This is a genomic window from Streptomyces sp. NPDC058145, from assembly GCF_042884245.1.
Lineage (GTDB): Bacteria > Actinomycetota > Actinomycetes > Streptomycetales > Streptomycetaceae > Streptomyces.
The window spans coordinates 663,528-688,492 of record NZ_JBHVUH010000001.1; the positions used below are offsets into that span (position 1 = coordinate 663,528).

A 24,965-nucleotide genomic window follows, 5' to 3' on the forward strand; every position below is an offset into this window, starting at 1 on the left:
AGGAGGAGGTGCCGATGCGCGGAGCCGGGCACGCCCGACGGGCCGCGGGCGCGGTGGTGCTGGCCCTCGCCGCGACGGCCTGCGGGGGCGCCGCCGGCAGCGCGGGCGGCGCCGGGGTGCTGACCTCCTCCTGGGGCGACCCGCAGAACCCGCTGGAGCCGGCCAACACCAACGAGGTGCAGGGCGGCAAGGTGCTCGACATGATCTTCCGGGGCCTGAAGCGGTACGACCCGAGGACCGGCCAGGCGAAGGACATGCTCGCCGAGAGCATCGAGACCACGGACTCCAGGAACTTCACGGTCAGGGTCAGGGACGGCTGGACCTTCTCCAACGGCGAGAAGGTGACCGCCAGGTCCTTCGTGGACGCCTGGAACTACGGGGCGAGCCTGCGCAACAACCAGAAGAACGCGTACTTCTTCGGCTACATCGAGGGCTACGGCAAGGTCCACCCCGACAGCGGCAGGCAGACCGCGGACACCCTGTCGGGGCTCCGGGTCACCGGACCCCTGACCTTCACCGTCAGGCTCAACCAGAAGTTCTCCGGCTTCCCCGACACCCTCGGCTACGTCGCCTTCGCCCCGCTCCCGAGGGCGTTCTTCACCGACCACGCGGCCTGGGTGGGCAAGCCGGTCGGCAACGGGCCGTACCGGATCCGGTCGTACACCAAGGGCTCCGCGATGGCCCTGGAGAAGTGGGACGCCTATCCGGGCCGGGACCGGGCCCGCAACGAGGGCGTGAGCCTGCTGGTCTACACGGACAACAACACCGCTTACACCGACGTGCTGGCCGGCAACCTCGACCTGGTCGACGACGTGCCCGCCACCCAGCTCAAGAACGTGAGGACCGACCTCGACGGCCGCTACATCAACACCCCGGCCGGCATCCTGCAGACCCTCGCCTTCCCGTTCTACGACCGCGAGTGGAACACCGACGGGGCACGGAAGGTGCGCACGGGCCTGTCCATGGCGATCAACCGCGCGCAGATCACCCGGACCCTCTTCCGCGGCACCCGCACCCCGGCCACCGACTGGACCTCCCCGGTCCTCGGCACGAAGGGCGGCTACCAGTCCGGCCTGTGCGGCCACGCCTGCGACTACGACCCCGGCGACGCCAAGAAGCTGGTCCGGGAGGGCGGCGGGATCCCCGGCGGGCAGCTGAAGATCACCTACAACGCCGACTCGGGCTCGCACAAGCAGTGGGTGGACGCCGTGTGCAACTCCATCAACAACGCCCTCGGCGACGACCGGGCCTGCGTCGGCAACCCGATCGGCACCTTCGCCGACTTCCGCGACCAGATCTCCCGGCACAAGATGCCCGGTCCCTTCCGGGCCGGCTGGCAGATGGACTACCCGTTGATCCAGAACTTCCTGCAGCCGCTGTACTACACGGGAGCCTCCTCCAACGACGGCACGTGGTCGAACAAGCAGTTCGACCGTCTCGTCGACCGGGCCAACGCCGAGACCGACACCGCCCGCTCGGTCGCGCTCTTCCAGCAGGCGGAGGCCGTGGTCAGGGACAACATGGCCGCCATCCCGCTGTGGTACCAGAACGGCAGCGCCGGCTACTCCGCGCGCCTGTCCCACGTGGCGCTCAACCCCTTCAGCGTCCCGGTCTACCACGAGATCAAGGTCGGCTGAGCCGTCATGGGGCGCTATGTGCTGAGGCGGCTGCTGCAGATGGTCCCGGTGTTCATCGGAGCCACGCTGCTGATCTTCCTGATGGTGAACGTCATGGGCGACCCCATCGCCGGCCTGTGCGGCGAGCGGAGTTGCGACCCGGCGACGGCGGCCCAGCTCAAGAAGGACTTCGGCCTCGACAAGCCCCTGTGGCAGCAGTACCTGACCTACATGGGGAACCTCTTCACCGGGGACTTCGGGACGGCGTTCAACGGCCAGCCGGTCACCGAGCTGATGGCGGCGGCGTTCCCGGTCACCATCCGGCTGACGATCGTCGCGATCCTCTTCGAGATCGTCGTCGGCATCGTCCTGGGCGTGGTCACGGGGCTGCGGCGCGGCCGGCCCGTCGACACCTCGGTGCTCGTCGTCACCCTCGTGGTCATCGCCGTGCCCACCTTCGTCACCGGCCTGCTGCTCCAGTTGCTGCTGGGCGTCGAGTGGGGCTGGATCAAACCCTCCGTCTCCCCGGCCGCGACCTTCGACGAGCTGATCGTGCCCGGCCTGGTCCTCGCCTCTGTCTCGCTCGCCTACGTCACCCGGCTGACCCGCACCTCCATCGCCGAGAACAAGCGGGCCGACTACGTGCGCACGGCCGTCGCCAAGGGCCTGCCCCGGCACCGGGTGATCACCCGGCACCTGCTGCGCAACTCCCTCATCCCCGTGGTCACCTTCATCGGCGCCGACATCGGCGCGCTGATGGGCGGCGCCATCGTCACCGAGCGGATCTTCAACATCCACGGCGTCGGCTACCAGCTCTACCAGGGCATCCTGCGGCAGAACACCCAGACGGTCGTCGGCTTCGTGACCGTGCTCGTACTGGTCTTCCTGGTCGCCAACCTGCTCGTGGACCTCCTGTACGCCGTACTCGACCCGAGGATCCGCTATGCCTGAACAGTCACGGGAACAGGACGGCGCGATCGCCGCGACCGGCATGGGCGGCGCCATGGACCTCGCGGCAAGTGAGGCGACGACGCTCGAACGGACCCCGGGCGGCCCCGGGGGCGCGACGGACACCGGCAGGCCGCGCTCGCTGTGGTCCGACGCCTGGCGGGACCTGCGCCGCAACCCGGTCTTCCTGGTCTCCGCCCTCGTCATCCTCTTCCTGGTCCTCATCTCCCTGTGGCCCTCGGCGATCGCCCCCGGCAGCCCCCTGAGCTGCGACCTGGCCAAGGCCCAGGACGGCCCCGGCCCCGGTGCCCCCTTCGGGTACGACGGCCAGGGCTGCAACGTCTACACCCGGACCGTGTACGGCGCCCGTACGTCCGTCACGGTCGGCGTCTGCGCCACGCTCGGGGTCGCGCTGCTCGGGTCGGTGCTGGGCGCCCTGGCCGGGTTCTTCGGCGGCGTGTGGGACTCGGTGCTCTCCCGGGGAACCGACATCTTCTTCGCCATCCCGGTCGTCCTCGGCGGTCTCGTCCTGCTCTCCGTGGTCACCAGCAACACGGTCTGGCCGGTCATCGGGTTCATGGTGCTGCTGGGCTGGCCGCAGATCTCCCGGATCGCGCGCGGCTCGGTCATCACCGTCCAGCAGAACGACTACGTCCAGGCGGCCCGCGCCCTCGGCGCCTCCCACTCCCGGATCCTGCTGCGGCACATCGCCCCGAACGCCGTCGCCCCGGTGATCGTCGTCGCGACCATCGCGCTCGGCACGTACATCGCGCTCGAGGCGACCCTGTCCTACCTCGGCGTCGGCCTCAAGCCGCCCAGCGTCTCCTGGGGCATCGACATCTCCGCCGCCTCGCCCTACGTCCGCAACGCCCCGCACGCGCTGCTGTGGCCCGCGGGCGCCCTCGCCGTCACGGTCCTGGCCTTCATCATGCTCGGCGACGCGGTGCGCGACGCCCTCGACCCGAAGCTGAGGTGACGGACGGCATGCTGCTCGAAGTACGCGACCTGCACGTGGAGTTCCGGACCCGGGAGGGGGTCGCCAAGGCCGTCAACGGGGTGTCGTACGCCGTCGACGCGGGGGAGACCCTGGCGGTGCTCGGCGAGTCGGGCTCGGGGAAGTCGGTGACCGCGCAGGCCGTGATGGGCATCCTCGACATGCCCCCGGGCCGGATCACGGGCGGGGAGATCCTCTTCCGGGGCCAGGACGTGCTGCGGCTGAAGGAGGAGGAGCGGCGCGGCCTCCGGGGCACCGGGATGGCGATGATCTTCCAGGACGCGCTGTCCGCCCTCAACCCCGTGCTCTGCGTGGGCGACCAGCTCGGCGAGATGTTCGTGGTGCACCGGGGCATGTCGAAGAAGGACGCCCGGGCCAGGGCGGTGGAGCTGATGGACCGGGTGCGCATCCCGGCCGCTGCGCAGCGGGTGCGGGACTACCCGCACCAGTTCTCCGGCGGCATGCGCCAGCGCATCATGATCGCCATGGCGCTGGCCCTGGAACCCGCGCTCATCATCGCCGACGAGCCCACCACCGCCCTGGACGTCACCGTGCAGGCCCAGGTCATGGAGCTGCTGGCCGAGCTGCGGCGCGAGTACCGGATGGGCCTGATCCTGATCACCCACGACCTCGGGGTCGTCGCGGACGTGGCCGACCGCATCGCGGTGATGTACGCGGGGCGGATCGTGGAGTCGGCCCCCGTGTACGACATCTACAAGGCGCCCGCGCACCCCTACACCCGCTGCCTGCTGGACTCCATCCCGCGCCTGGACCTGAAGGGCCGGGAGCTGTACGCGATCAAGGGCCTGCCGCCGAGCCTGACGCACATCCCGCCCGGCTGCGCCTTCCACCCCCGCTGCCCGATGGCCCGGGACGTCTGCCGCACCGACGTGCCCCCGGTCCACCCGGTCTCCGAGGAGCGCGGCAGCGCCTGCCACTTCTGGAGGGAGTGCCTGGATGACCGCGACCACTGAGCCCGTCCTGGAGGTCGGCGGCCTCGTCAAGCACTACCCGCTGACCCGGGGCATCGTCTTCCGGAAACAGATCGGCGCGGTGAAGGCGGTCGACGGCGTCGACTTCACGCTGTGCAGGGGCGAGACCCTGGGCATCGTCGGGGAGTCGGGCTGCGGCAAGTCGACGGTCGCGAAGATGCTGTGCAACCTGGAACGGCCGACGGCGGGCTCGATCCGGTTCAAGGGCGAGGACATCACCAGGCTGTCGGGCCGGGCCCTGAAGGCCGTCCGCCGCAACATCCAGATGGTCTTCCAGGACCCGTACACCTCGCTCAACCCCCGTATGACGGTGGGGGACATCATCGGGGAGCCGTACGAGATCCACCCGGAGGCGGCCCCCAAGGGCGACCGCCGGCGCAGGGTCCGGGAACTGCTGGACGTCGTCGGTCTCAACCCGGAGCACATCAACCGCTACCCGCACCAGTTCTCCGGCGGGCAGCGCCAGCGCATCGGCATCGCGCGGGGCCTGGCGCTGCGCCCGGAGGTGATCGTCGCCGACGAACCGGTCTCCGCCCTGGACGTCTCCGTGCAGGCCCAGGTGATCAACCTCATGGACCGCCTCCAGTCGGAGTTCGACCTGTCCTACCTGTTCATCGCGCACGACCTGTCGATCGTCCGGCACATCTCGGACCGCGTCGGGGTGATGTACCTGGGCCGCATCCTGGAGACCGGCACGGACACCGAGATCTACGACCACCCGACCCACCCGTACACCCAGGCGCTGCTCTCGGCGGTCCCGGTGCCCGACCCGGAGGCCAGGGAGGACCGCGAGCGGATCATCCTCTCCGGTGACGTGCCGTCGCCCACGGACATCCCCTCCGGCTGCCGCTTCCGCACCCGCTGCTGGAAGGCCCAGGAGCGGTGCGCCCTGGAGGTCCCGGCGCTGGCGGTCCCGGCCGTCTTCCGTCAGGCACCGGGTCCGGCGGCCCATGACTCGGCCTGCCACTTCGCCGAGACCCGGCCCGTGACAGGCCCGGCGCCGGGGCCGGGGGTGCCGCCGGAGGAGGCGGGGCAGACCTGACCCGGGTACCGGCCACGCCCCCCTCGCCCGGCGGCGGGCGGCCCACCGGAAGCCGTACCAGCGGGGCGCAGCGGTCGGGCCCGGTCGTCGTACCGCGGCCACATCGGCCGTGCGCCCCCTCGTGCGGCCGTGCGCCAAATCCCGGTCACACGGCCGTAGTCATGGTCACTGGCAGGTGCTGGTAGAACACCGGCACGTAGAAGGGCCCCCGACAGGAGAAGACTTCCCGACCGACCGAGGATCACGGCCGCGGCCGCGCTGCTCACCGCCTTCGGTGTGCGCCGCGACGCCGTGAGCGCCCGTCAACTGCCTTAACACGTAGGCAACTCGGCCGACCCGGTACCGATATACGGACGGGGCACGCTGAACAGCGTACGGCCGTGCGGGTGCCGTGAAACGGGCCGGGGGGCGCCATGTCCCCCCGGCCCGTTGCCGTGCCTACGCGAGCTTCAGTGAACGGCGGAGGAAGTCGAGCTGCAGGCGCAGCAGGTTCTCCGCGACGGTCTCCTGCGGGGTCATGTGGGTCACCCCGGACAGCGGCAGGACCTCGTGCGGGCGGCCCGCGGCCAGCAGGGCGGACGACAGGCGCAGGGAGTGGGCGACGACCACGTTGTCGTCCGCCAGGCCGTGGATGACCATCATCGGCCGGTGCGGCTCGGCCGCGTCTACCAGGCCGGCGTCGTCGATCAGCGAGTTGCGCCGGTAGACCTCCGGCTGCTCGTCCGGCAGGCCGAGGTAGCGCTCCTGGTAGTGGGTGTCGTACAGCCGCAGATCGGTGACGGGCGCGCCCACCACCGCGGCGTGGAAGACGTCCGGGCGGCGCAGTACCGCCAGCGCGGCCAGATAGCCGCCGAAGGACCAGCCCCGGACGGCCACCCGGCCGAGGTCGAGCGGGAAGTCCTGGGCGAGGGCGTGCAGCGCGTCGACCTGGTCCTGGAGCACGACGGCCGCGAGGTCGTCCCGGATCTCCTTCTCCCACGCCGGTGAGCGGCCCGGTGTGCCCCGCCCGTCGGCCACGATCACCGCGAACCCCTGATCGGCGAACCACTGCGAGGTCAGGTACGCGTTGTGCCCGGCGACCACCCGCTGGCCGTGCGGGCCACCGTAGGGGTCCATGAGGACGGGGAGGGGAGTGTCACCGGGGTAGTCCGTAGGCATAAGCACGGCGCACGGAATTCGGCGTGCGCCCCCCTGGGTGAGCGTCACGCGGGGGGACAAACCGGGATCTTCGGCGTACGAGGTGACAGTCGCCGTCCGTTTTCCGTCACGGAGTACCTGGACACGGGTCCCCGGACTGTCCGGCGTGGCGGACACCAGCACCGTCACGTCCCCGGCCCGCACCGCCGAGTGCACGCCGGGCTCCTGCGACACGCGCTCCACGCCGAGCTCGTTCACCCGGTAGACATGGATCTCGCCGATCTCCGGCGACGCCGCCTCCTCGCCCGCCGAGGCTGTGACCAGCACATCGTGGGCCGTCACATCGAGAACCGAACGGATATGCAACTGCGGTCCCGTCAACGGCCGTTCGCCCACCGCCAGCACCCGCGCGCCGCCCTCGTCCGCGATCCGGACAAGCTGCCCGGACGGGCTCCAGCAGGGCACACCGGCGAAGAGTTCCAGCCATGTTGGATCTTCGTCGGCATGCACCATCCGGGTCGCACCGGTGTCCGGGTCCACCGCCAGGAAGAGCTGGCTGCGCTGGTCCCTGGCCTGCACCAGGATCAGCGGCGCCCCCGCCTCTGACCAGTGCACTCGCGCCAGATACGGATAGCGCGTCCGGTCCCACGCGACCTCCGTGCGCCCTCCGTCGAGCCCGAGGACGAAGAGGCGTACGTCCGCGTTGGGAGTCCCCGCCGCCGGGTACGCGACGTGGTTCGGGTCACGCTCCGGGTGGGCCGGGTCGGAGATCCACCAACGCCGCACCGGCGTGTCGTCCACCCGCGCCACCAGCAGCCGGTCCGACCCCGGTGCCCACCAGAAACCCCTGTTGCGGCTCATCTCCTCGGCCGCGATGAACTCCGCGAGCCCGTAGGTCACCTGCTCGGCCTCCGGCTCCGCGAGCGCCCGGTCGCCCTCGCCCTCGGCGCCCGTCACCCGCAACGCGCCCCGCGCCACGTACGCGATGTGCCGTCCGTCCGGCGACGGGCGCGGGTCGATCACCGGTCCCGGCACCCGGAGTTCGCGCGCCGTGCCGGCCCGTAGCTCGGCCGTGAAAAGCCGCCCTGACAAGGTGAAAGCCGCCAACTCCACGGCGGCGTCGGTGGCGTGGCCGACGATGCCGGCCCCGCCCTCCCGGCTGCGCTCCCGGCGCGTCCGCTCCTCGGGCGGGAGCTCCTCCGAGGCGCCCCGCAGCAGGGCGCCCGGATCGGCCGCCAGGCGTTCCGAGCCGTCCGCCGGGTCCAGGACCCAGAGCGAGTTGGCCCGGTCGGTACCGGAGTTGGAACGCAGGAACGCGACACGTGAACCGTCGGGTGCCACGGCGAACGCACGCGGCGCGCCGAGTGTGAACCGCTGCGTGCGGGCGTGCCGACGGGGGAAGGAGTGAGCCTCGGTCGTCATACCCCGACCATATTGGCCATGCGCCCCCTTGTGCGGCCGTGCGCCGAGCGATGCGCGAGTACGGATAGTTATGATCACTACCGCTGAGTGGGTATGAACCCGCTGGCGTCCGCATGGACTTGCCGTACGGATCGACGCCCGGCATACGACCGGGTCACAACCCCCATAGTCCGAACCCCCGCGTCCCTGGGATTTTTGGAGGTGAGCCGCCGTGGCACTCTCGATTTCGGCGGTGGTGCTGCTGGCGATCGTCGTCTTCTTGCTGATCAAGAAGTCGGGACTGAAGGGCGGTCATGCGGTCGTCTGCATGCTGCTCGGGTTCTACCTCGCCTCCTCCACCGTGGCCCCCACGATCAGCGAGCTGACGACCAACGTCGCCAGCATGATCGGCAGCATCAAGTTCTGACCGCGCCCGAGACCGGGCGGCGGCAGTGGCCGGGTCAGCCCTCGACCGCGTACGGCACGAAGCGGGACCACGCGGCGGGGGCGAAGGCGAGACGCGGCCCCTCGACGTCCTTCGAGTCACGGACGTGCACGGTGGGGGGCGCTATCGCGATCTCGACGCAGGAGTCACCGTCGGGGCCGCTGCTGTAGCTGCTCTTGAACCATGTCAGGTCAGAGGTGTCCCAGGGGGAAGCCTTGTGGGTCATGTCTCTCCAAGCAGTCGCTCGATGAGGGCCAGTGACTCCCCCGGTGGGAGAGCCTGGGCTCGGATCGTGCCATATCGCATTTCGAGAATGCGCAGTTGCCTCAGGCCGGAGGCCGGGCGGCCGTTGAACGCGCCGTCGGAGCGTCCCACCGCTGTCCCGTCCTCGAACTTCAGCAGTTCGATCCTGCCGCCCATACCGGGGTGGGCCACGCTGCCCATGGGCATGACCTGGAGCGAGACGTTGTTCAACCGTCCCGCTTCCAGCAGGCGTTCGAATTGTTGCTTCCGCACCATTGTGCCCCCGACCCTGCGGAGGAGGACCGACTCCTCCAGGACGAAGCTGAGGAAGGGGGCCGGGGACCGGTCGAAAACGGACTGCCTCGCCATACGTGCGGCCACTCGCCGTTCGAGATCCTCCGGTGAGTAGGCGGGCAGCCAGCACTCCAGCAACGCCCGTGCGTGCTCGGGCGTCTGCAGCAGGCCCGCGACGCTGCTGCACTCGTAGACCCCGATCTCGACCGCCCGCGCCTCCATCTCCGCCAGATCCCGGACCTTCTTCGGGTACCGGACCTTCTTCACGTCCTCCTTCATCGCCGCGATGAGGCCCCCGGCGTCCAGCACCTCGTCCGCCGTGTCCAGGAACTCGGGCCGGGGGATCCGCTTCCCCGCCTCGATCTTGTAGACGAGGTCCTCGCCGTAGCCGACCGCCGCCGCGAAATCGCCGGCCCGCATCCCGGCCGCCTCCCGGCGGAGCCTCAACTGCCGGCCCACGGTGGCCACCACGGCGAGCGCCCAGTCGTCGTCCGGATCCACCTCCCACCCCGGCTCATCGGCCTGCGCCGCCCCGGTCCGGACCCGCACCGCCTCACCGTCCACCGACATCCGCGCCCCTCCGTAGTTACCAGTGACCCTGCGCTACAGCGCGATCACTCATCAAGGTAGGGGCGAGCGGGCGCCCCGAGTCGCGTGAATCGGGAAAATCAGGAGATCGCCGATAGGGGAGCCCGGTTCCGAACGCCGCCCCGCGGCGCCTCGTAGGGTGGTCCCATGACGGAACTGCCCGACCGGCGTCTGCTGCTGGTGCACGCGCACCCGGACGACGAGTCGATCAACAACGGCGCGACCATGGCCCGGTACGCGGCCGAGGGCGCCCATGTGACCCTGGTCACCTGCACCCTCGGTGAGCGGGGCGAGGTCATCCCGCCCGAGCTGCGGCATCTGACCGGCGCCGCGCTGGGCGCGCACCGCCGCGGCGAGCTGGCCGCGGCCCTGCGTGAGCTGGGCGTGACGGACTTCCGGCTGCTCGGCGGCGCGGGCCGCTACGGCGACTCCGGGATGATGGGCACCCCCGACAACGAGGACTCCGGCTGCTTCTGGCAGGCCGACCCGGGCACCGCCGCCGGGTCGCTCGTGGAGGTGATCCTGGAGATCCGCCCGCAGGTCCTGGTCACCTACGACGACGACGGTGGCTACGGCCACCCGGACCACATCCAGGCCCACCGCGTCGCCATGCGCGCCGTCGAACTGGCGGCCGAACAGGGGCACCGGATCGAGAAGGTCTACTGGAACCGCGTCCCGCGCTCCGTCGCCGAGGCCGCCTTCGCCCGCCTCCAGGACGAACTGCCCACGCCGTCGTTCGCCAAGGGCGCCTCCCTGGCCGACGTGCCCGGAGTGGTCGACGACGAGCGGATCACCACCGCCGTCGACGGCTCCGCCCACGCCTCGGCCAAGGCCGCCGCGATGCGCGCCCACGCCACCCAGATCGAGGTGGCCGAACCCTACTTCGCGCTCTCCAACGAGCTGGCGCAGCCGCTGTTCACCACCGAGTACTACGAGTTGGTGCGCGGTACCGCCGGGCCCGGGGAGACCGACCTGTTCGCCGGTGTCACCGGCAACGCCGAGGAGGCGTCATGAGCACCGCCGGACGCGGATCCGCGCTGGCCCAGCCGTTGCGGCGCCCCTCGGTCGGGCGGATGGCCGCCTACGCCGGGCTGTTCGTGCTGGGTGCGGTCGTCGCCCTCGCCGGGGCCCTGGTCCAGGGCGCCTGGTTCCCCGGGGGCCTGCTGCTCGCCCTCGCGGGTGCGGCCGGGCTGTTCCTCGGCGGCGCCTACGTGCTGCGCGGCCGGGGCGGGGCGGTGGCGCCGGTGGCCGGCTGGATCATCGCGGTCATCCTGCTCACCGCCAGCCGCCCGGAGGGCGACTTCCTGTTCGGCGCCGGACTCGGCTCCTACCTGTTCCTGTTCGGCGGGATGGCGGTGGCTGTGATCTGCGCCACCCTTGGCCCGGGACGGCAACCCGGCGGCGACGCTGCCCGACTTGGCAAGTGACGTACCACTTCGCCGTACGGCGCACGTGCGAGTCCGGTGTGCATTTCCTCAGCGGTCATGGGATACGCGCCAGAGGTGGCCAGTATGGTGGTGCGCGCCGCCGAACTGCCCGCTGAGGTCGTAACGGGCGGTGGAGCCAACCGGGAGAACCTGCCTTGAGTCGTGAAACTGACACTCCGTCCTCCGGGCCCAACGGGCGCGGCGGAGCCGCATACCCCTCCGGGACGCCTCCGTACGGAACCCCCGTCGCCTCCGAAGCCGGTGCGGACGCGGGTCGTTCGGCCGCGCAGCCGGAGGAACGCAAGACCGAGACCACGCTGACGACCCGGATCCGGATCAACATCCCCGGGTCGCGGCCCATCCCGCCGGTCGTGGTGCGCAAGCCCGTCGGCGACGCCGAGGGCGCCAAGGACGTCGCGGGGTCCGACCCGCGGCCGGCTCCGGCCGCCCCGGCGCCCGCGCCCGTCGAGACGCCCGCCGAGCCCGCGCCGCAGGCCGAGGAGAAGACCAGCGACTGGTTCGCGCCCCGTAAGTCGTCCGCGCCCAAGGGCGGTCCGGGCGGCGGCGGCACGAACGGCGCCGGGCAGCACGGCGGTTCGGCGGCCGCACCGTCCGCACCCGCCGCACCCGCCGCACCGGCCCCGCGGCCGGGTGCCACCGGCGCCCGCCCGGGCGGCGGCCGCCCCGGCGGTGTGGTCGGCGCCATGGGCGCACCGGGCGGTTCCCGCCCGGGCGGCACCAACGGATCCGGCCTGCCCGGCGCCACCGGCGGCCCCGTGGCCCCGGGCCATGGCGGCGGCACCGGCTCCTTCGACGTCACCGAGGCGCTGACCGCGGGCCCGCGCGGCGGCGCCCGCTCCGGCGGCACCGGCGGCGACGAGCCGAGCCGCGACGACCTGCCGTTCTTCTCGGAGGGCGGACCGAGCGGGTTCGACGGCCCCGGCGGCGGCCCCGCGGGCGGTACCAGCGGACTCGGCGGCCCGGGCGGCCCCAGCGGCTTCAACGGGCCGAACGGCCCGGGCGGCCGCGGTCCCAAGGGCCCCGCGGGCCCGACGAGCGGACCGGTCACCGGCGACGGGCCGATGATCCCGCCGGCCGCTCCCCGGAGCGCGCTCAGCGACCTGGACCGGGATCTGGGCGAGTCCTTCGGCGGCTACGGCGACACCGGCAGTCACCGGCTGCCCGGCGACACCGGCAGTCACCCGCTGCCCGGCGGTGCGAACCGCCAGGGCCACCAGGGCGGCCCACTGGCCCCCGGTGCCTTCGCCGGCCCCGGCGGCGGCCTCAGCGACGACACCGCGATCCTCACTCCGCAGAAGCCGGCCCCCGAACCGGGCACGCCCGGATACCGCGCCGCCGGCAACGTCTCCGGGCACACCGTCACCAGCGGCATTCCGGTCGTCCCGTCCGCCGGGAACTCCCCGTTCGGCCCCGGCACCCCCAGCGACGGACCGGTGCCGCACCAGGCACCCAAGCTGCCCGACCCGGCCCCGCAGCCCAAGGCGGCGGCCCGGCCGAAGAAGAAGGGCCGCAGCAAGCTGGTGCTGCTCACCGTCGGCGTGGTCGTCGTCGCGGCCGGTGCCTACGGCGCCGGGCTGCTGATGGCCCACACCGACGTGCCCAAGGGCACCACCGTGCTCGGCGTCGACATCGGCGGCGGCACCCGCGACGAGGCCGTCAAGAAGCTCGACGACGCCTTCGGCGGGCGGGTGAACAAGCCGCTGAAGCTGGCCGTGGGCGGCAAGACCGTCTCCGTCGAGCCGGACAACGCGGGCCTGCAGTTCGACTTCGCGGCCACGGTGAGCGACGCTGCCAAGAGCGACTACAACCCGGTCTCCGTGATCGGCTCCCTCTTCGGGCAGAAGCGCGAGGTCGAGCCGGTCATGCCGGTGGACGAGGAGAAGCTGCAGGCAGCCCTCCAGCAGACCGGCGGCGGCTCCGGCTCCGTGGTCGAGGGCGGCATCCAGTTCCGCGCCGGCAAGGCCGTCGCCGTCTACGGCAAGGAGGGCAAGGCCATCGACGCGGCCGGCTCCACCCGGGCGGTCGAACAGGCCTACCGCACGCTGGTGGAGACCGACAGCGCCCCCGCCGTCGCGGTCCCGACCGCCACCAAGCAGCCGACGGTGTCCAAGGCCGAGGTCGACCGGGAGATGAAGGAGTTCGCGGAGCCGGCGATGTCGGCCAACGTGACGGTGCGGACCGACGCCGTGCACTCGATCCAGATGAGCCCGCAGAAGTCGCTGTGGAAGTTCCTCCGGGTCGCGGCCACGCCCGACGGCAAGCTCACCGACAAGCCGGACCTGGACGCCCTGAAGCAGCTCTACGGCCAGACCTTCGACGGCGTGCTCATCACCCGGGGCAACGGCAAGAAGACGGCGGTCACGCCCCAGGACGTGTACGTCGCCCTGCGCCAGGCGCTGACGAGCCGGACGAACCGGGTCGCGGTCATCGACACGAACCCGAGCTAGCGAGGCTTGACAGGCCATGGGGGGGCGTCCGCAGGCCGGGCGCCCCCTTTCGTCATGTCACCGGAACGGCATGACATCTGTCATCCGGCACTGAGGACCGCCGACACTGCCGGGCCCCCGCCCCGCCCGGCCAGCATGGGGACATGACAACGACAGCGGCACCGGCCACCACCACCCCGGTGGTCGGGTTCGACCAGGTGACCAAGACGTACGGGAGCGTGCGGGCCGTCGACGGCCTCTCGCTCCGGCTGTACCCGGGGGAGACCGTCGCCCTTCTCGGCCCGAACGGCGCCGGCAAGTCCACCACGCTCGACCTCCTGCTCGGGCTCAAGCACCCCGACAGCGGCACGGTCGGCGTCTTCGGCACCAGCCCGCGCGAGGCCATCGTCGCCGGGCGGGTCGGAGCCATGCTGCAGAGCGGCGGGCTGATGGACGAGGTCACCGTCGCCGAGCTGGTGAAGCTGGCCTGCTCACTGCACCCGAAGCCGTACAAGGCCGCGGACGTCCTCGCCCGCGCCGGCATCACGCAGATAGCCGACCGCAAGGTCAACAAGCTCTCCGGCGGCCAGGCCCAGCGCGTCCGCTTCGCCCTCGCCACCGCCGGCGACAGCGACCTGATCGTCCTGGACGAGCCCACCACGGGCATGGACGTCTCCGCCCGACAGGCCTTCTGGGCCACCATGCGCGAGCAGGCCGACCAGGGCCGTACGGTCCTCTTCGCCACCCACTACCTCGAAGAGGCCGACGCCATCGCCGACCGGGTGCTGGTGCTGCACCGGGGCCGGCTCCTCGCCGACGGCACCGCGGCCGAGATCAAGGCCCGCGCCGGAGCCCGCCGGATCTCCTTCGACCTGGAGGGGAGCATCGAGGAGACGGCCCTGCGCGACCTTCCCTTCCTCACGTCGTTCGACGTCTCCGGGCAGACCGTCCGCATCCAGTCCTCCGACGCCGACGCGACCGTCCACGCTCTGTACGGCCTCGGTGTCTACCCCCGCAACCTCGAGGTCGCCGGGCTCGGCCTGGAGCAGGCCTTCTTCGCCATCACGGAGGCCGAGGAGGCCAAGCAGTCATGCTGAACACATCCGCTACGCGGGCACTGATCAAGCTGGAACTGACCCGCTCCCTGCGGAACAAGAAGTTCCTGTTCTTCTCGGTGCTCTACCCCTCGTTCATCTACCTCATCTTCTCCAGCAGCGCCGGCTCCGGCGAGAAGGTCGACGAGACCGGCCTGACCGTCGCCACCTACCTGATGGTCTCCATGGCGTCCTTCGGCGCCCTGACCGCCGTGCTCATGGGCAACAGCGAGCGCATCGCCAAGGAGCGCGAGAACGGCTGGGTGCGGCAGCTCAGGCTGACCCCGCTGCCCGGGCGCGGCTACGTCCTCGCCAAGACCGCGAGCGCGGCCGTGGTGAGCCTGCCGTCCATCATCGTGGTGTTCGTCGTCGCCGCCGTCTTCAAGGACGTGCGCCTGGACACCTGGCAGTGGCTCGCCCTCACCGGGGTCATCTGGGCGGGCAGCCTGGTCTTCGCCGCGCTCGGCGTCGCCATCGGCTACGTCGCCTCCGGGGACGCGGTCCGCCCGATCACGATGATCGTCTACTTCGGTCTGTCGATCCTAGGCGGCCTGTGGATGCCCTCCACCACCTTCCCGCGGATCCTGCAGGACATCGCCAAGTGGCTCCCGACGCACGCGTACGCTGCACTGGGGCGGGCGATCGAACAGAGCGAGGCCCCGCACACCACGGACATCGCCGTCCTCGCCGTCTACTTCGTCCTCTTCGCGGGCGGCGCGGCCTGGCTGTACCGGAAGGACACGCTGAAGGCGTGAGCGCCATGACGACCGAGGACCGACCGCGCGGCCCGGAGCACCCGACGGGTCTGGGACAACCGCCCCGCAACCGCCGGGAGCTGCTGCGCAAGCTCGTCTGGGTCGGCGTGTGGCTGGTCTTCATGAGCTCCCCGGTCCACGACCTGGCCGCCGGCCACCACACGCCCTCCGGCACGGCGGCCGGCTGGCTGGGCCTGGCGGTGTTCGCCGGGGTCTACCTGCTGCTGGTCTTCCGGAACATGGGGCAGCCGATGCGCAGGCCCCTGGTCGCCGGCCTCATCGTCGTCCTCTGCCTGCTGGCCGTCGCGCTGTGCCTCACGTTCGGCGCCGCCTGGCTCGGCCTGTTCTGCTACGTCTCCGTCGCCTGCGGGGCCGCCCTGCCGCTCAGGGCGGCCTACTGGGCCGTCCCGGCGACCGGCGTGGTGATGATGCTGGTCGGCCTCGCCACGGACGTGGCGCAGGCCAGGAACCTGGTGCTGGTGGTGGTGCTCATCGGGTTCGCGATGACGGGCGTCGTCCAGCTCATCCGCACCACGGTCGAGCTGCGCGAGGCCCGGGCCACCGTCGCCCATCTCGCCGCCAACGAGGAGCGGCTGCGGCTCGCCCGGGACCTGCACGACCTCCTCGGCCACTCGCTCTCCCTGATCACGCTGAAGAGCGAGCTGGCCGGGCGGATGCTGCCCGGGCACCCCGACAAGGCGGCCCAGCAGGTCGCCGACATCGAACAGGTCAGCCGCCAGGCCCTGGTGGACGTCCGGGAGGCCGTCACCGGGTACCGGCGCCCCCGCCTGTCCGCCGAGCTGGCGGGCGCCCAGGTCGCGCTGACCGCGGCCGGGGTGAGCGCCGAACTGCCCGCCGAGCCGGACCTCGCCGGCGCCGGGGAGGACGGCGAGGCCGCGCTCGCCTGGGCGCTGCGCGAGGCGGTCACCAACGTGGTCCGGCACAGCGGGGCCCGCCGCTGCGTCGTCCAGCTCCTGCACCGTCAGACCCTGGACGGCCCGATGCTCGAACTCTCCGTGGAGGACGACGGGTCCGGCGGCTCCGGCGCCCCCGGCAACGGTCTGACCGGCCTGACGGAGCGGCTGGAGAAGGCCGGCGGCATGCTGGAGGCAGGACGCGGCAGGCGGGGCTTCCGGCTGGTCGCCCGTGTGCCGCTGACGCCCTGAGGGCACGTAGGATCCCGGGCATGAGCAGCCCGATCAAGGTCCTCCTCGCCGAGGACCAGTCGATGGTCCGTGAGGCGCTGGCCGCCCTGCTCGGCCTCGAGGACGACATCGAGGTCGTCGCCCAGGTGGCGCGCGGCGACGAGGTGCAGGCGGCCGTCGGCGCGCACGGCGTGGACGTGGCCCTGCTCGACATCGAGATGCCCGGCTGCACCGGCATCGAGGCCGCGGCCCGGGTGCGCCGGGCGTTCCCCGAGGTGAAACTCGTCGTCCTCACCACCTTCGGCCGCCCCGGCTACCTGCGCAGCGCGATGGAGGCCGGCGCCGACGCCTTCCTGGTCAAGGACGCACCGGCCGCCCAACTCGCCGCCGCGGTGCGCAAGGTGCTCGCCGGGGAACGGGTCATCGACCCCACCCTGGCCGCGGCGGCCCTCGCGGAGGGAGCCAACCCCCTCACCGACCGCGAACGCGAGATCCTGCGCGCGGCGGCCGACGGCTCCACCAACGCGGAACTGGCGGCGGCCCTGCACCTGTCCCAGGGCACGGTCCGCAACTACCTCTCCACGGCCATCCAGAAACTCGCGGTCCGCAACCGGGCGGAGGCGGTCCGCATAGCCCGCGAGAAGGGCTGGCTCTGAGATTCCGGCCGGGCGCGGCCCGCGTTCCCGGCCTGGCCCGGCTTCCTGGCGCTGTGGCCGGAGAGGTTCACCGGCTCGCGACGCCCGGCGCGGCACCTCGCCGCGTTGTCGCATCACCCGAGTACATCCAGTACGCGGGCGATGCTCCGCCCTGCGACGCCGCGAGCGTCCTGGCAAACCCTTCCGGCCCCAGCACTAGTTGAGCATCGCCCTGGCCGTCCGGGCCTGCCGGCGCACCCGGTCGGCGGCCGGTTCGTCGACCACCTCGATCAGATGCGCGTACGCGTCCAGCTCCGTGGCGCCGTCCTCGAACTCGCCCCGCTGCACGAGCAGTTGGCCGCGGTCGTAGCGCAGCCGGGCCGGATGCGCGGGCAGCAGCAGGCTCAGCTCCACGGCCCACAGCGCGACGTCCGACCGCTCGGGACGGGCGGCGGCCCACGCCCGGACGTTGTTGAGGATGCGCTGCACGACCTCCAGTGGTGTCGCGGGCTCCAGCATCGACGGCTGCAACGGCGCCCCGGTGGCCCCGGCCACGAGCAGCTCGGCATCCGTACCGGTCAGCACCCGCCCGCCGTCGAACGGATCGGCCAGCACCTGCTCCCGCGCCGCCCCGAACCCGACCACGAAGTGCCCCGGCAGCGCGACCCCGTACACCGGCGCCCCCGCCCGCCGGGCGACCTCCAGCCACACCACCGACAGCAGGATCGGCAGCCCGCGCCGCCGCCGCAGCACCTCGTGCAGCAGCGAGGACTCCAGCCGCTGGTAGTCGGCGGGGACGCCGTGGAACGCCTCGCCCTCGCCCAGGAGCCGGCACGCCGCCTCCGCCCACGCCCGCGGCCCGCCCGGCCGGTACGGCATCCGCCCGGCCAGCCGGTCCAGCTCCTGCTGGGCCGCGTCGATGCCGGCCTCGTCCAGCGAGCCGTCCGCCTCCGCGCCGATCAGCAGGCACAGCGCCGACAGATCCGGCCGCTCGGACCGGGCCTCGGCGCCGAACCGCCGCCGCAGCTCCGTGGACCGCTCCGGCGGGGGCGGGTACGGGGGCGGGAGCCGAGGGGGCCGCATGTCTGGGTCATGCCCTTCCACGGCGATCGCTACGACCCTCCGGTGCCACCGGTGTCCGGCCGGCGGTAGTGGTGGTACGCGTGGTGGGGTGCGAGGCCCAGCCGGGCGTACAGTCCCCGGGCCCCCTCGTTGTCGCTCTCCACCTGCAGCCAGGCAGCCGAGGCGCCCTCGTCCAGGGCCCGCCGGGCCAGCGCGGCCATCACCTCGGTGGCCAGACCCTGCCGGCGGCGGGCGGGATCGACCTCCACGGCGGCGAAGCCGGCCCAGCGCCCGTCCACCACGCACCGCCCGATCGCCGCCGGGGCCTCGCCGACGGCACCGGGCACGGTCGCGAACCACACCGAGGGGCCGCCCCCACTCCCGGCCTCGCTCGAGCGGGGGGACCTCGACCCGAGCACTCGCAGGGCCACCTCGCTCACCCCCTTGCGCTGGTAACGGGCGAGCCACGCCTCGTCCGCCTCCCGGGACAGCACCACCCCGGCCCCCTCGGCGGCGTCCGCGATCGGCGCCAACGCCCCGGTCCACAGCTCGGCGGTCACCTCGCGCACCCAGCCGCGCCGCTCCAGCTCCGCGCACAGCAGCTCCTGCGTGCCCTCGGCGCCGGTGGCGGTCTGCACATAGGCGGGCAGGCCCCGCTCGCCGTACCAGCGCCGTACGGCCTCCAGGGCGGCGTCGAGACCGAGCCCCGGATCTCCGAGCGGCAGCACGCTGTTGGCGCGCCGGGTGAACCCCTCGGCCGCGCGCAGCTCCCACTCGCCCAGCCGCTCGCTCTCCACCGGTCGCCACGCCCGTGCGGCGACCCGGGCCAGCTCCGTGTAGGTGGCGGCGGGGCCCCGGCGGCGGGCCGGCGCGGCCGGGATCACCTTGCCCGCCACCAGCGCGGACTCCGCGATCCGGACACTCCGCCCGTCCCGGGATGTGATCATGAGCACGCCGTCGTCCCATGATGTGAGAACACCGACCGTGTCGGTGAACTTCTCCGGCCCCGCCCCGGGCTCGCTCAAGCGCCGTACGGAGACGCGTTTGCCCACGTCAGCAGCGGTGATACGGACCTCGAGGCGTCCGTGCGCCGAGATTTCCACTGGTCAGTTCACCCCTCCTGTTCGGATCTTGCCCCAGAACGGAGATACTAGGGGCGGGCATCGACGACGCCGCGCTCCCGCGCGCCAGGCGGCGGAGCCTACGGAGGCCCGCCAGCGCCCTATCGAGGAGGAACGACAGCGTGACCTACGTCATCGCGCAGCCTTGTGTCGACGTGAAGGACAAGGCGTGCATCGAGGAGTGCCCGGTCGACTGCATCTACGAGGGCCAGCGGTCCTTGTACATCCACCCGGACGAATGCGTCGACTGTGGTGCCTGTGAGCCGGTCTGCCCGGTCGAGGCGATCTTCTACGAGGACGACACTCCGGAGGAGTGGAAGGACTACTACAAGGCGAACGTCGAGTTCTTCGACGAGCTGGGTTCCCCCGGCGGGGCCAGCAAGCTGGGCCTGATCGAGCGGGACCACCCCTTCATCGCCGCGCTGCCGCCGCAGGCCTAGTGACCCGCTGGGCGGCGGCCCAGCGGCCCGCAGCGCGCCGCCCCGGTCCCGTACGGCCGATCGCCCCGATCAGCGCCGTACGGGACCGTGGCGTTCGCCGAAGCAGAAAGTGAGCCAGCACCCGTGTCCGCAGTCTCCGACCGGCTTCCGACCTTCCCCTGGGACAAGCTGGAGCCGTACAAGAAGACGGCCGCGGCCCACCCCGGCGGCATCGTCGACCTGTCCGTCGGCACCCCCGTCGACCCGGTCCCCGAACTGATCCAGAAGGCGCTGGTCGACGCGGCCGACTCGCCGGGCTATCCGACGGTCTGGGGCACCCCGGCGCTGCGCGACGCGATCACCGGCTGGCTGGAGCGCCGTCTGGGCGCCCGGGACGTCACCCACCGCCACGTCCTGCCGATCGTCGGCTCCAAGGAACTGGTGGCCTGGCTCCCGACCCAGCTCGGCCTCGGCCCCGGCGACAAGGTCGCGTACCCGCGCCTGGCCTACCCGACGTACGAGGTCGGCGCCCGCCTCGCCCGCGCCGAGTACGAGGTCTACGACGACCCGCGCGACCTGGACCCGGCGAACCTCAGGCTCCTGTGGCTCAACTCCCCGTCGAATCCGACCGGCAAGGTCCTGTCCAAGGACGAGCTGACGGCGATCGTCGCCTGGGCCCGCGCCCACGGCGTGCTCCTCGTGTCCGACGAGTGCTACCTCGAACTGGGCTGGGAGGCCGACCCGGTCTCGGTCCTGCACCCGGACGTCAACGGCGGTTCCCACGACGGCATCGTGGCCGTCCACTCGCTCTCCAAGCGGTCCAACCTGGCCGGCTACCGCGCCGCCTTCCTGGCGGGCGACCCGGCCGTCCTGGGCCCGCTGCTGGAGATCCGCAAGCACGGCGGCATGATGACCTCGGCGCCCACGCAGGCCGCGGCGGTGGCGGCCCTGGGCGACGACGAGCACGTCCGCGTCCAGCGCGAGCGCTACGCCGCCCGTCGCGCGCTGCTGCGCGAGGCCCTGCTCGGCCACGGCTTCCGCATCGAGCACAGCGAGGCCAGCCTCTACCTGTGGGCCACCCGCGACGAGTCCTGCTGGGACACCGTCGCCCACCTGGCCGGCCTGGGCATCCTGGTCGCGCCGGGCGACTTCTACGGCGCGGCCGGCGACCGGTTCGTACGCGTGGCCCTGACCGCGACGGACGAGCGGGTGCGCGCGGCGGTGGAGCGCCTGGCCGTGTAGCGGCTCCACACACGCGAACGGGGTCCGGGGAGCGTTCCCCGGACCCCGTCGGCCGTCCGCCGGTGACGGCGGAGCTCAGCCGCCGATCGGGAGCTGCGCGGCCGGCAGGGACGACGTCGGCAGCCCGCCCTCGGTGAGCGAGCCCGTGGACAGCCCGCCCTGCGCCGCGCCGGTCGCGGCGCGGCCGATGACACCGCCCGCCATCCGGGCCGCGTTCCCGGCCGCGTTCTTCGCCGCGGGCGCCGCCTTCTTCACGGCACCGGCACCGGCGCCGGTCCCGGCCACGGACGGGGCCGCCTTCTTGGCCGCCTTGCCGCCCGTGTTGCCGGCCATACCGGTGACATGCTGCGTCGCACCGTCGACGGTGCTGCCGACGTTGGCCGCGCTGTCCAGCGCGGTCAGGCCGCCCAGCTCAGGGGTGGCCGCCGGCAGGTTCGTGGCCGCGCCGGCAGAGCCGGCCGCACCGACCCCGGCGGCCGCTCCCGCTGCGACGAGCAGCGCGGCACGGGCGATCCGGCGGGTCAGGGGGAGGGACATGGTGCTCCATTCGACGGGAGGAACGGTGGTGTGTCCGGGCCCGGACGCCGTGCTTACCGCTCGAGGCCGATGAAGGTTGCGGACGCCGAAGGTAAAGAATGGGCAACGCATCGCATTATCGTTTGTGGATAAAAACGGGCAAAGGGAGTCTGTTGGGGGTGGTGCAGAATCCTTACGGCCCTTGATTTTCAAGGGCTGTCGAAGCGCCGTCCGCCCCCGGCGGGAAACGCGCCCGCTTCACAGCCGCACAACCCGGCCGGGTGAGCCCCCGTACTACTGTCCGGCCACGATCCGGACCGCCCCGGCGGAGTTCTCCGCACCCCCTGCACCGTCCGTGCCGACCCGGTGCCAGGTGCCGCCGCCGTCCCTCGCGGTCCACTCCCGGTCCGCGTAGAACACCCGCTGGATGTGCAGCGCCGAGGAGTTGGCCACCGCCCAGTGCGCCAGCTGCCAGCCCCGCTCACGCTCCCGCTCGCCCGCCGCGCCCGCGTCCCTGCGCGCGCCCTCGGACACCGGCACGGTCACCGTCCGCCCGTGCGCGGTCGCGGTCACGCTCGGCGACGGCGACGGCGAGGGCACCGGCGTACCGCCCACCACGGCGTTCGTCTCCTGCAGCGCGTCCCGCCCGAAGTCCCGTACCAGCGCCGCCCGTACCGCGTCCGGACCCGTCGCCTTCGCGGTGCGCGCCGGGCGCCCGGCGCAGGTCAGTGTGGCCGCCGTGCGTCCGGTCAGCGCGGCCGCAAGCAGCTCGGCGTCCGGCTCGTGCTTGGCGTACGCCTCCGGGTAGCCGCTGCGCTGCACCCGCTGCGCGGCCACCGTCAGCGGCAGACCGGCGTAGTCCGGCACCTTGGCCAGGTGGGCGTAGAAGATGCCCGCCGCGTAGGCCGGGTCCATGATCTGCCGTTCGGTGCCCCAGCCCTGCGAGGGCCGCTGCTGGAACAGGCCGATGGAGTCCCGGTCGCCGTGCTCGAGGTTGCGCAGCCCCGACTCCTGGAGGGCGGTCGCCAGCGCGATCGTTATGGCCCGCTCGGGCATGTTCCGCCCGGTGCCCACGGCGGCGATCGTCGCCGCGTTCACCGCCTGCTCGGGCGTGAACTCGTAGGACGCCCCGTCACCGCCGACGGGGACCACCTTGCAGCCGCGCGCGCCCCCGCCCCCGGTGACGTACTGCACCACGAGGTAGGCGGCGACACCGCACAGGACCAACAGCGCCGCCCCGAAACGCAGGAGGCGGCCGCGACGCTTGGGACGGGTGGGGGACGGCTCTGGCACGCGTACAAGGTACTGGAGGGCCTCCCGCCCCGGGCGGCGGGTCCGCGCAGCGCGGCGCGGTCTCCCCGCAACGCCATGGCCTAGGGTCGGAACCATGGCCGACACCTCGCTTGACCTCACGCTGGACGCCGCCGAGCTCACCGCCCGGCTCGTGGACTTCTCCTCCGAGAGCGGCACCGAGAAGCCCCTCGCGGACGTGATCGAGACCGCCCTGCGCGCCCTGCCGCACCTGAGGGTCGACCGCCACGGCAACAACGTGATCGCCCGCACCGACCTGGGCCGCGCGGAGCGGGTCGTGCTGGCCGGCCACATCGACACCGTCCCGATCGCCGGCAACGTGCCGTCCCGGCTGGACGAGGACGGCGTGCTGTGGGGCTGCGGCACCTGCGACATGAAGTCGGGCGTGGCGGTGCAGCTCCGCATCGCGGCGACGGTCCCCGCCCCCAACCGCGACCTGACCTTCGTCTTCTACGACAACGAGGAGGTCGCCGCCGAGCTCAACGGCCTCCGGCACGTCGCCGAAGCCCACCCGGACTGGCTGCGCGGTGACTTCGCGGTCCTGCTGGAACCCTCCGACGCCCAGGTCGAGGGCGGCTGCCAGGGCACGCTGCGGGTGCTGCTGAAGACCCGGGGCGAGCGGGCGCACTCGGCGCGCGGCTGGATGGGCTCCAACGCCATCCACGCGGCCGCCCCGATCCTGGCCCGGCTCGCCTCCTACGAGCCCCGGTGGCCGGTCATCGACGGCCTGGAGTACCGCGAGGGCCTGAACGCCGTGGGGATCTCCGGGGGAGTGGCGGGCAACGTCATCCCCGACGAGTGCGTGGTGACGGTCAACTTCCGCTACGCCCCCGACCGCACCGAGGAGGAGGCGATCGCGCACGTCCGTGAGGTGTTCGCGGACTGCGGGGTGGAGGAGTTCGTGATCGACGACCACAGCCCCGGCGCGCTGCCCGGCCTCTCCCACCCGGCCGCGGCGGCCTTCATCGAGGCGGTGGGCGGCACCCCGCAGCCGAAGTACGGCTGGACGGACGTCTCCCGCTTCTCCGCGCTCGGCGTGCCCGCCGTCAACTACGGCCCCGGCAACCCGCACCTGGCACACAAGCGGGACGAGCGGGTAGAAGTGGCGAAGATCCTCGCGGGCGAGGAGCGGCTGCGGTCCTGGCTCACCGCATAGCGGGGGCCGCCGGGCGCCGGACATGCTCACGTCCCCCGTCCGAAACCCGCGTGGATCTAGGCTGAGGCCGTACTACCCGCAAGTGGAGGGAGCGCACATGGCGACCGGCAACCCCCTGGGGAAGAAGCAGCCGCCGGACGAGCAGCGGCTCGGACCGGTGCTCCGGCGGCGGGGACAGGTGACGGCCAGCACGACCGACCAGCGGCTGCTGGACGAGCGCGCCCCCACGGACTGGGTCCACACCGACCCCTGGCGGGTCCTGCGGATCCAGTCGGAGTTCATCGAGGGCTTCGGCACCCTGGCCGAGCTCCCGCCCGCGATCAGCGTGTTCGGCTCCGCGCGGACCCCGGCGGACTCCGCGGAGTACGACGCGGGCGTGCGGCTCGGACGCGGGCTGGTCGAGGCCGGCTGGGCCGTGATCACCGGCGGTGGCCCGGGCGCCATGGAGGCGGCCAACAAGGGCGCGTGCGAGGCCGGCGGCACCTCGGTCGGGCTCGGCATCGAGCTGCCCTTCGAGCAGGGGCTGAACCCCTACGTCGACATCGGCCTGAACTTCCGCTACTTCTTCGTCCGCAAGATGATGTTCGTCAAGTACGCGCAGGGGTTCGTGGTGCTGCCGGGCGGCCTCGGCACCCTGGACGAGCTCTTCGAGGCCCTCACCCTGGTCCAGACCCAGAAGGTGACCCGCTTCCCGATCGTCCTGTTCGGCACCGAGTACTGGGGCGGTCTGGTGTCCTGGCTGCAGAACACGCTGGTGGCCCAGGGGAAGGCGACGGAGAAGGACCTGCTGCTGTTCCACGTGACCGACGACGTGGAGGAAGCGGTGGCACTGGTGTCCAAGGAGGCGGGGCGCTAGACGCTCGGGGCCCGGGGCCGCGCCCCGGCCCCCTTTTTCTCACCCGCCCGCCCACCCGTCCCGGTCGGCCGGGAGGCGA

The 24,965-nt window shown here is 72.5% G+C and carries 24 protein-coding genes; 17 read left to right on the forward strand and 7 right to left on the reverse strand.

The features are described from left to right. Window positions 1-14: 14 nt before the first annotated feature. Genes ACFVVO_RS03090 through ACFVVO_RS03110 form a run of 5 tightly spaced genes read left to right on the forward strand, consistent with a single transcriptional unit; the run spans window position 15 to window position 5,592 of the window. Window positions 15-1,637, forward strand: a complete 1,623-nt coding sequence (locus ACFVVO_RS03090) for an ABC transporter substrate-binding protein (protein ID WP_390051223.1) — start codon at window positions 15-17, stop codon at window positions 1,635-1,637. A gap of 6 nt (window positions 1,638-1,643) precedes the next feature. After that, window positions 1,644-2,567, forward strand: coding sequence for an ABC transporter permease (locus tag ACFVVO_RS03095; RefSeq protein ID WP_390051224.1), 924 nt, complete (start codon window positions 1,644-1,646; stop codon window positions 2,565-2,567). Further along, window positions 2,560-3,540, forward strand: a complete 981-nt coding sequence (locus ACFVVO_RS03100; protein WP_390051225.1) for an ABC transporter permease — start codon at window positions 2,560-2,562, stop codon at window positions 3,538-3,540. Before ACFVVO_RS03095 ends, ACFVVO_RS03100 begins: the two co-directional genes overlap by 8 nt. A gap of 8 nt (window positions 3,541-3,548) precedes the next feature. Next, window positions 3,549-4,532, forward strand: coding sequence for an ABC transporter ATP-binding protein (locus ACFVVO_RS03105; RefSeq protein WP_390051226.1), 984 nt, complete (start codon window positions 3,549-3,551; stop codon window positions 4,530-4,532). After that, complete coding sequence (locus ACFVVO_RS03110) at window positions 4,516-5,592, forward strand: ABC transporter ATP-binding protein (protein WP_390051227.1); 1,077 nt, start codon at window positions 4,516-4,518, stop codon at window positions 5,590-5,592. The genes ACFVVO_RS03105 and ACFVVO_RS03110 overlap by 17 nt, the downstream gene beginning before the upstream one ends. Window positions 5,593-6,030: 438 nt before the next feature. Here the strand turns inward: ACFVVO_RS03110 and ACFVVO_RS03115 are convergent, their stop codons facing one another. Further along, window positions 6,031-8,151, reverse strand: a complete 2,121-nt coding sequence (locus ACFVVO_RS03115; protein ID WP_390051228.1) for a prolyl oligopeptidase family serine peptidase — start codon at window positions 8,149-8,151, stop codon at window positions 6,031-6,033. A gap of 211 nt (window positions 8,152-8,362) precedes the next feature. Between ACFVVO_RS03115 and ACFVVO_RS03120 the strand changes: the two genes are divergently transcribed. After that, on the forward strand, window positions 8,363-8,557 hold the full coding sequence (locus ACFVVO_RS03120; protein WP_358927465.1) for a hypothetical protein: 195 nt from the start codon (window positions 8,363-8,365) through the stop codon (window positions 8,555-8,557). Between the two features lie 34 nt (window positions 8,558-8,591). On the opposite strand, the gene ACFVVO_RS03125 is transcribed toward ACFVVO_RS03120, so the two are convergent. Further along, window positions 8,592-8,801 carry a DUF397 domain-containing protein gene (locus tag ACFVVO_RS03125; RefSeq protein WP_390051229.1) on the reverse strand — a complete coding sequence of 70 codons (210 nt, stop codon included), beginning with the start codon at window positions 8,799-8,801 and terminating at the stop codon, window positions 8,592-8,594. Further along, entirely contained in the window at window positions 8,798-9,682 is an 885-nt protein-coding gene (locus ACFVVO_RS03130; RefSeq protein ID WP_390051230.1) for a helix-turn-helix domain-containing protein, read from the reverse strand. Before ACFVVO_RS03130 ends, ACFVVO_RS03125 begins: the two co-directional genes overlap by 4 nt. A 165-nt stretch (window positions 9,683-9,847) precedes the next feature. Here ACFVVO_RS03130 and mshB point away from each other — a divergent pair, with 165 nt between their 5' ends. The 7 genes from mshB to ACFVVO_RS03165 all read left to right on the forward strand — a co-directional run bounded on the left by mshB (window position 9,848) and on the right by ACFVVO_RS03165 (window position 17,224). Beyond that, entirely contained in the window at window positions 9,848-10,714 is an 867-nt protein-coding gene (gene mshB, locus ACFVVO_RS03135) for an N-acetyl-1-D-myo-inositol-2-amino-2-deoxy-alpha-D-glucopyranoside deacetylase (protein ID WP_390051231.1), read from the forward strand. Then, window positions 10,711-11,127 (forward strand): DUF6113 family protein, encoded by a 417-nt coding sequence (locus ACFVVO_RS03140; protein ID WP_390051232.1) that lies wholly within the window; start codon window positions 10,711-10,713, stop codon window positions 11,125-11,127. Before mshB ends, ACFVVO_RS03140 begins: the two co-directional genes overlap by 4 nt. A gap of 155 nt (window positions 11,128-11,282) precedes the next feature. Next, the gene (locus tag ACFVVO_RS03145; RefSeq protein WP_390051233.1) at window positions 11,283-13,595 is read left to right on the forward strand and encodes a hypothetical protein; all 2,313 of its coding nucleotides are present in this window, start codon (window positions 11,283-11,285) and stop codon (window positions 13,593-13,595) included. 143 nt (window positions 13,596-13,738) lie between these two features. After that, window positions 13,739-14,671, forward strand: coding sequence for an ABC transporter ATP-binding protein (locus tag ACFVVO_RS03150; protein WP_390051234.1), 933 nt, complete (start codon window positions 13,739-13,741; stop codon window positions 14,669-14,671). Beyond that, the gene (locus ACFVVO_RS03155) at window positions 14,665-15,423 is read left to right on the forward strand and encodes an ABC transporter permease (protein WP_390051235.1); all 759 of its coding nucleotides are present in this window, start codon (window positions 14,665-14,667) and stop codon (window positions 15,421-15,423) included. The genes ACFVVO_RS03150 and ACFVVO_RS03155 overlap by 7 nt, the downstream gene beginning before the upstream one ends. Window positions 15,424-15,428: 5 nt before the next feature. Continuing rightward, window positions 15,429-16,589, forward strand: a complete 1,161-nt coding sequence (locus ACFVVO_RS03160; protein WP_390051576.1) for a sensor histidine kinase — start codon at window positions 15,429-15,431, stop codon at window positions 16,587-16,589. A 20-nt stretch (window positions 16,590-16,609) separates the two neighbouring features. Further along, the gene (locus ACFVVO_RS03165; RefSeq protein ID WP_390051236.1) at window positions 16,610-17,224 is read left to right on the forward strand and encodes a DNA-binding response regulator; all 615 of its coding nucleotides are present in this window, start codon (window positions 16,610-16,612) and stop codon (window positions 17,222-17,224) included. Between the two features lie 195 nt (window positions 17,225-17,419). Here the strand turns inward: ACFVVO_RS03165 and ACFVVO_RS03170 are convergent, their stop codons facing one another. Next, on the reverse strand, window positions 17,420-18,286 hold the full coding sequence (locus ACFVVO_RS03170) for a tetratricopeptide repeat protein (RefSeq protein WP_390051237.1): 867 nt from the start codon (window positions 18,284-18,286) through the stop codon (window positions 17,420-17,422). A gap of 29 nt (window positions 18,287-18,315) precedes the next feature. Next, complete coding sequence (locus ACFVVO_RS03175; protein ID WP_390051238.1) at window positions 18,316-19,368, reverse strand: GNAT family N-acetyltransferase; 1,053 nt, start codon at window positions 19,366-19,368, stop codon at window positions 18,316-18,318. 140 nt (window positions 19,369-19,508) lie between these two features. On the opposite strand from ACFVVO_RS03175, the gene fdxA reads away from it, so the two are divergent. Together fdxA and ACFVVO_RS03185 are read left to right on the forward strand one after the other, a co-directional pair. Beyond that, a complete protein-coding gene (gene fdxA / locus ACFVVO_RS03180) occupies window positions 19,509-19,826 on the forward strand; it encodes a ferredoxin (RefSeq protein WP_004926152.1) in 318 nt (105 codons plus the stop codon). Window positions 19,827-19,949: 123 nt separating this feature from the next. Further along, window positions 19,950-21,047 (forward strand): bifunctional succinyldiaminopimelate transaminase/glutamate-prephenate aminotransferase, encoded by a 1,098-nt coding sequence (locus ACFVVO_RS03185; RefSeq protein WP_390051239.1) that lies wholly within the window; start codon window positions 19,950-19,952, stop codon window positions 21,045-21,047. A gap of 75 nt (window positions 21,048-21,122) precedes the next feature. Here the strand turns inward: ACFVVO_RS03185 and ACFVVO_RS03190 are convergent, their stop codons facing one another. Both ACFVVO_RS03190 and ACFVVO_RS03195 read right to left on the reverse strand, forming a co-directional pair. Then, entirely contained in the window at window positions 21,123-21,584 is a 462-nt protein-coding gene (locus ACFVVO_RS03190; protein ID WP_390051240.1) for an ATP-binding protein, read from the reverse strand. A 273-nt stretch (window positions 21,585-21,857) separates the two neighbouring features. Beyond that, window positions 21,858-22,856, reverse strand: a complete 999-nt coding sequence (locus ACFVVO_RS03195) for a heavy metal transporter (protein ID WP_390051241.1) — start codon at window positions 22,854-22,856, stop codon at window positions 21,858-21,860. Window positions 22,857-22,950: 94 nt separating this feature from the next. Here ACFVVO_RS03195 and dapE point away from each other — a divergent pair, with 94 nt between their 5' ends. Further along, the gene (gene dapE, locus ACFVVO_RS03200; protein WP_390051242.1) at window positions 22,951-24,030 is read left to right on the forward strand and encodes a succinyl-diaminopimelate desuccinylase; all 1,080 of its coding nucleotides are present in this window, start codon (window positions 22,951-22,953) and stop codon (window positions 24,028-24,030) included. Window positions 24,031-24,127: 97 nt separating this feature from the next. Beyond that, window positions 24,128-24,886 (forward strand): TIGR00730 family Rossman fold protein, encoded by a 759-nt coding sequence (locus ACFVVO_RS03205; protein ID WP_390051243.1) that lies wholly within the window; start codon window positions 24,128-24,130, stop codon window positions 24,884-24,886. The last annotated feature ends 79 nt before the right edge of the window (window positions 24,887-24,965 follow it).

What these genes read in the sequence shown, in the direction of transcription:
- ACFVVO_RS03090 (WP_390051223.1), top strand. Translation starts at nt 15, where the DNA reads ATGCGCGGAGCCGGGCACGCCCGACGGGCCGCGGGCGCGGTGGTGCTG.
- ACFVVO_RS03095 (WP_390051224.1), top strand. Translation starts at nt 1,644, where the DNA reads ATGGGGCGCTATGTGCTGAGGCGGCTGCTGCAGATGGTCCCGGTGTTC.
- ACFVVO_RS03100 (WP_390051225.1), top strand. Translation starts at nt 2,560, where the DNA reads ATGCCTGAACAGTCACGGGAACAGGACGGCGCGATCGCCGCGACCGGC.
- ACFVVO_RS03105 (WP_390051226.1), top strand. Translation starts at nt 3,549, where the DNA reads ATGCTGCTCGAAGTACGCGACCTGCACGTGGAGTTCCGGACCCGGGAG.
- ACFVVO_RS03110 (WP_390051227.1), top strand. Translation starts at nt 4,516, where the DNA reads ATGACCGCGACCACTGAGCCCGTCCTGGAGGTCGGCGGCCTCGTCAAG.
- ACFVVO_RS03115 (WP_390051228.1), bottom strand. Translation starts at nt 8,151, where the DNA reads ATGACGACCGAGGCTCACTCCTTCCCCCGTCGGCACGCCCGCACGCAG.
- ACFVVO_RS03125 (WP_390051229.1), bottom strand. Translation starts at nt 8,801, where the DNA reads ATGACCCACAAGGCTTCCCCCTGGGACACCTCTGACCTGACATGGTTC.
- ACFVVO_RS03130 (WP_390051230.1), bottom strand. Translation starts at nt 9,682, where the DNA reads ATGTCGGTGGACGGTGAGGCGGTGCGGGTCCGGACCGGGGCGGCGCAG.
- mshB (WP_390051231.1), top strand. Translation starts at nt 9,848, where the DNA reads ATGACGGAACTGCCCGACCGGCGTCTGCTGCTGGTGCACGCGCACCCG.
- ACFVVO_RS03140 (WP_390051232.1), top strand. Translation starts at nt 10,711, where the DNA reads ATGAGCACCGCCGGACGCGGATCCGCGCTGGCCCAGCCGTTGCGGCGC.
- ACFVVO_RS03150 (WP_390051234.1), top strand. Translation starts at nt 13,739, where the DNA reads ATGACAACGACAGCGGCACCGGCCACCACCACCCCGGTGGTCGGGTTC.
- ACFVVO_RS03155 (WP_390051235.1), top strand. Translation starts at nt 14,665, where the DNA reads ATGCTGAACACATCCGCTACGCGGGCACTGATCAAGCTGGAACTGACC.
- ACFVVO_RS03160 (WP_390051576.1), top strand. Translation starts at nt 15,429, where the DNA reads ATGACGACCGAGGACCGACCGCGCGGCCCGGAGCACCCGACGGGTCTG.
- ACFVVO_RS03165 (WP_390051236.1), top strand. Translation starts at nt 16,610, where the DNA reads ATGAGCAGCCCGATCAAGGTCCTCCTCGCCGAGGACCAGTCGATGGTC.
- ACFVVO_RS03170 (WP_390051237.1), bottom strand. Translation starts at nt 18,286, where the DNA reads ATGCGGCCCCCTCGGCTCCCGCCCCCGTACCCGCCCCCGCCGGAGCGG.
- ACFVVO_RS03190 (WP_390051240.1), bottom strand. Translation starts at nt 21,584, where the DNA reads ATGTCCCTCCCCCTGACCCGCCGGATCGCCCGTGCCGCGCTGCTCGTC.
- dapE (WP_390051242.1), top strand. Translation starts at nt 22,951, where the DNA reads ATGGCCGACACCTCGCTTGACCTCACGCTGGACGCCGCCGAGCTCACC.
- ACFVVO_RS03205 (WP_390051243.1), top strand. Translation starts at nt 24,128, where the DNA reads ATGGCGACCGGCAACCCCCTGGGGAAGAAGCAGCCGCCGGACGAGCAG.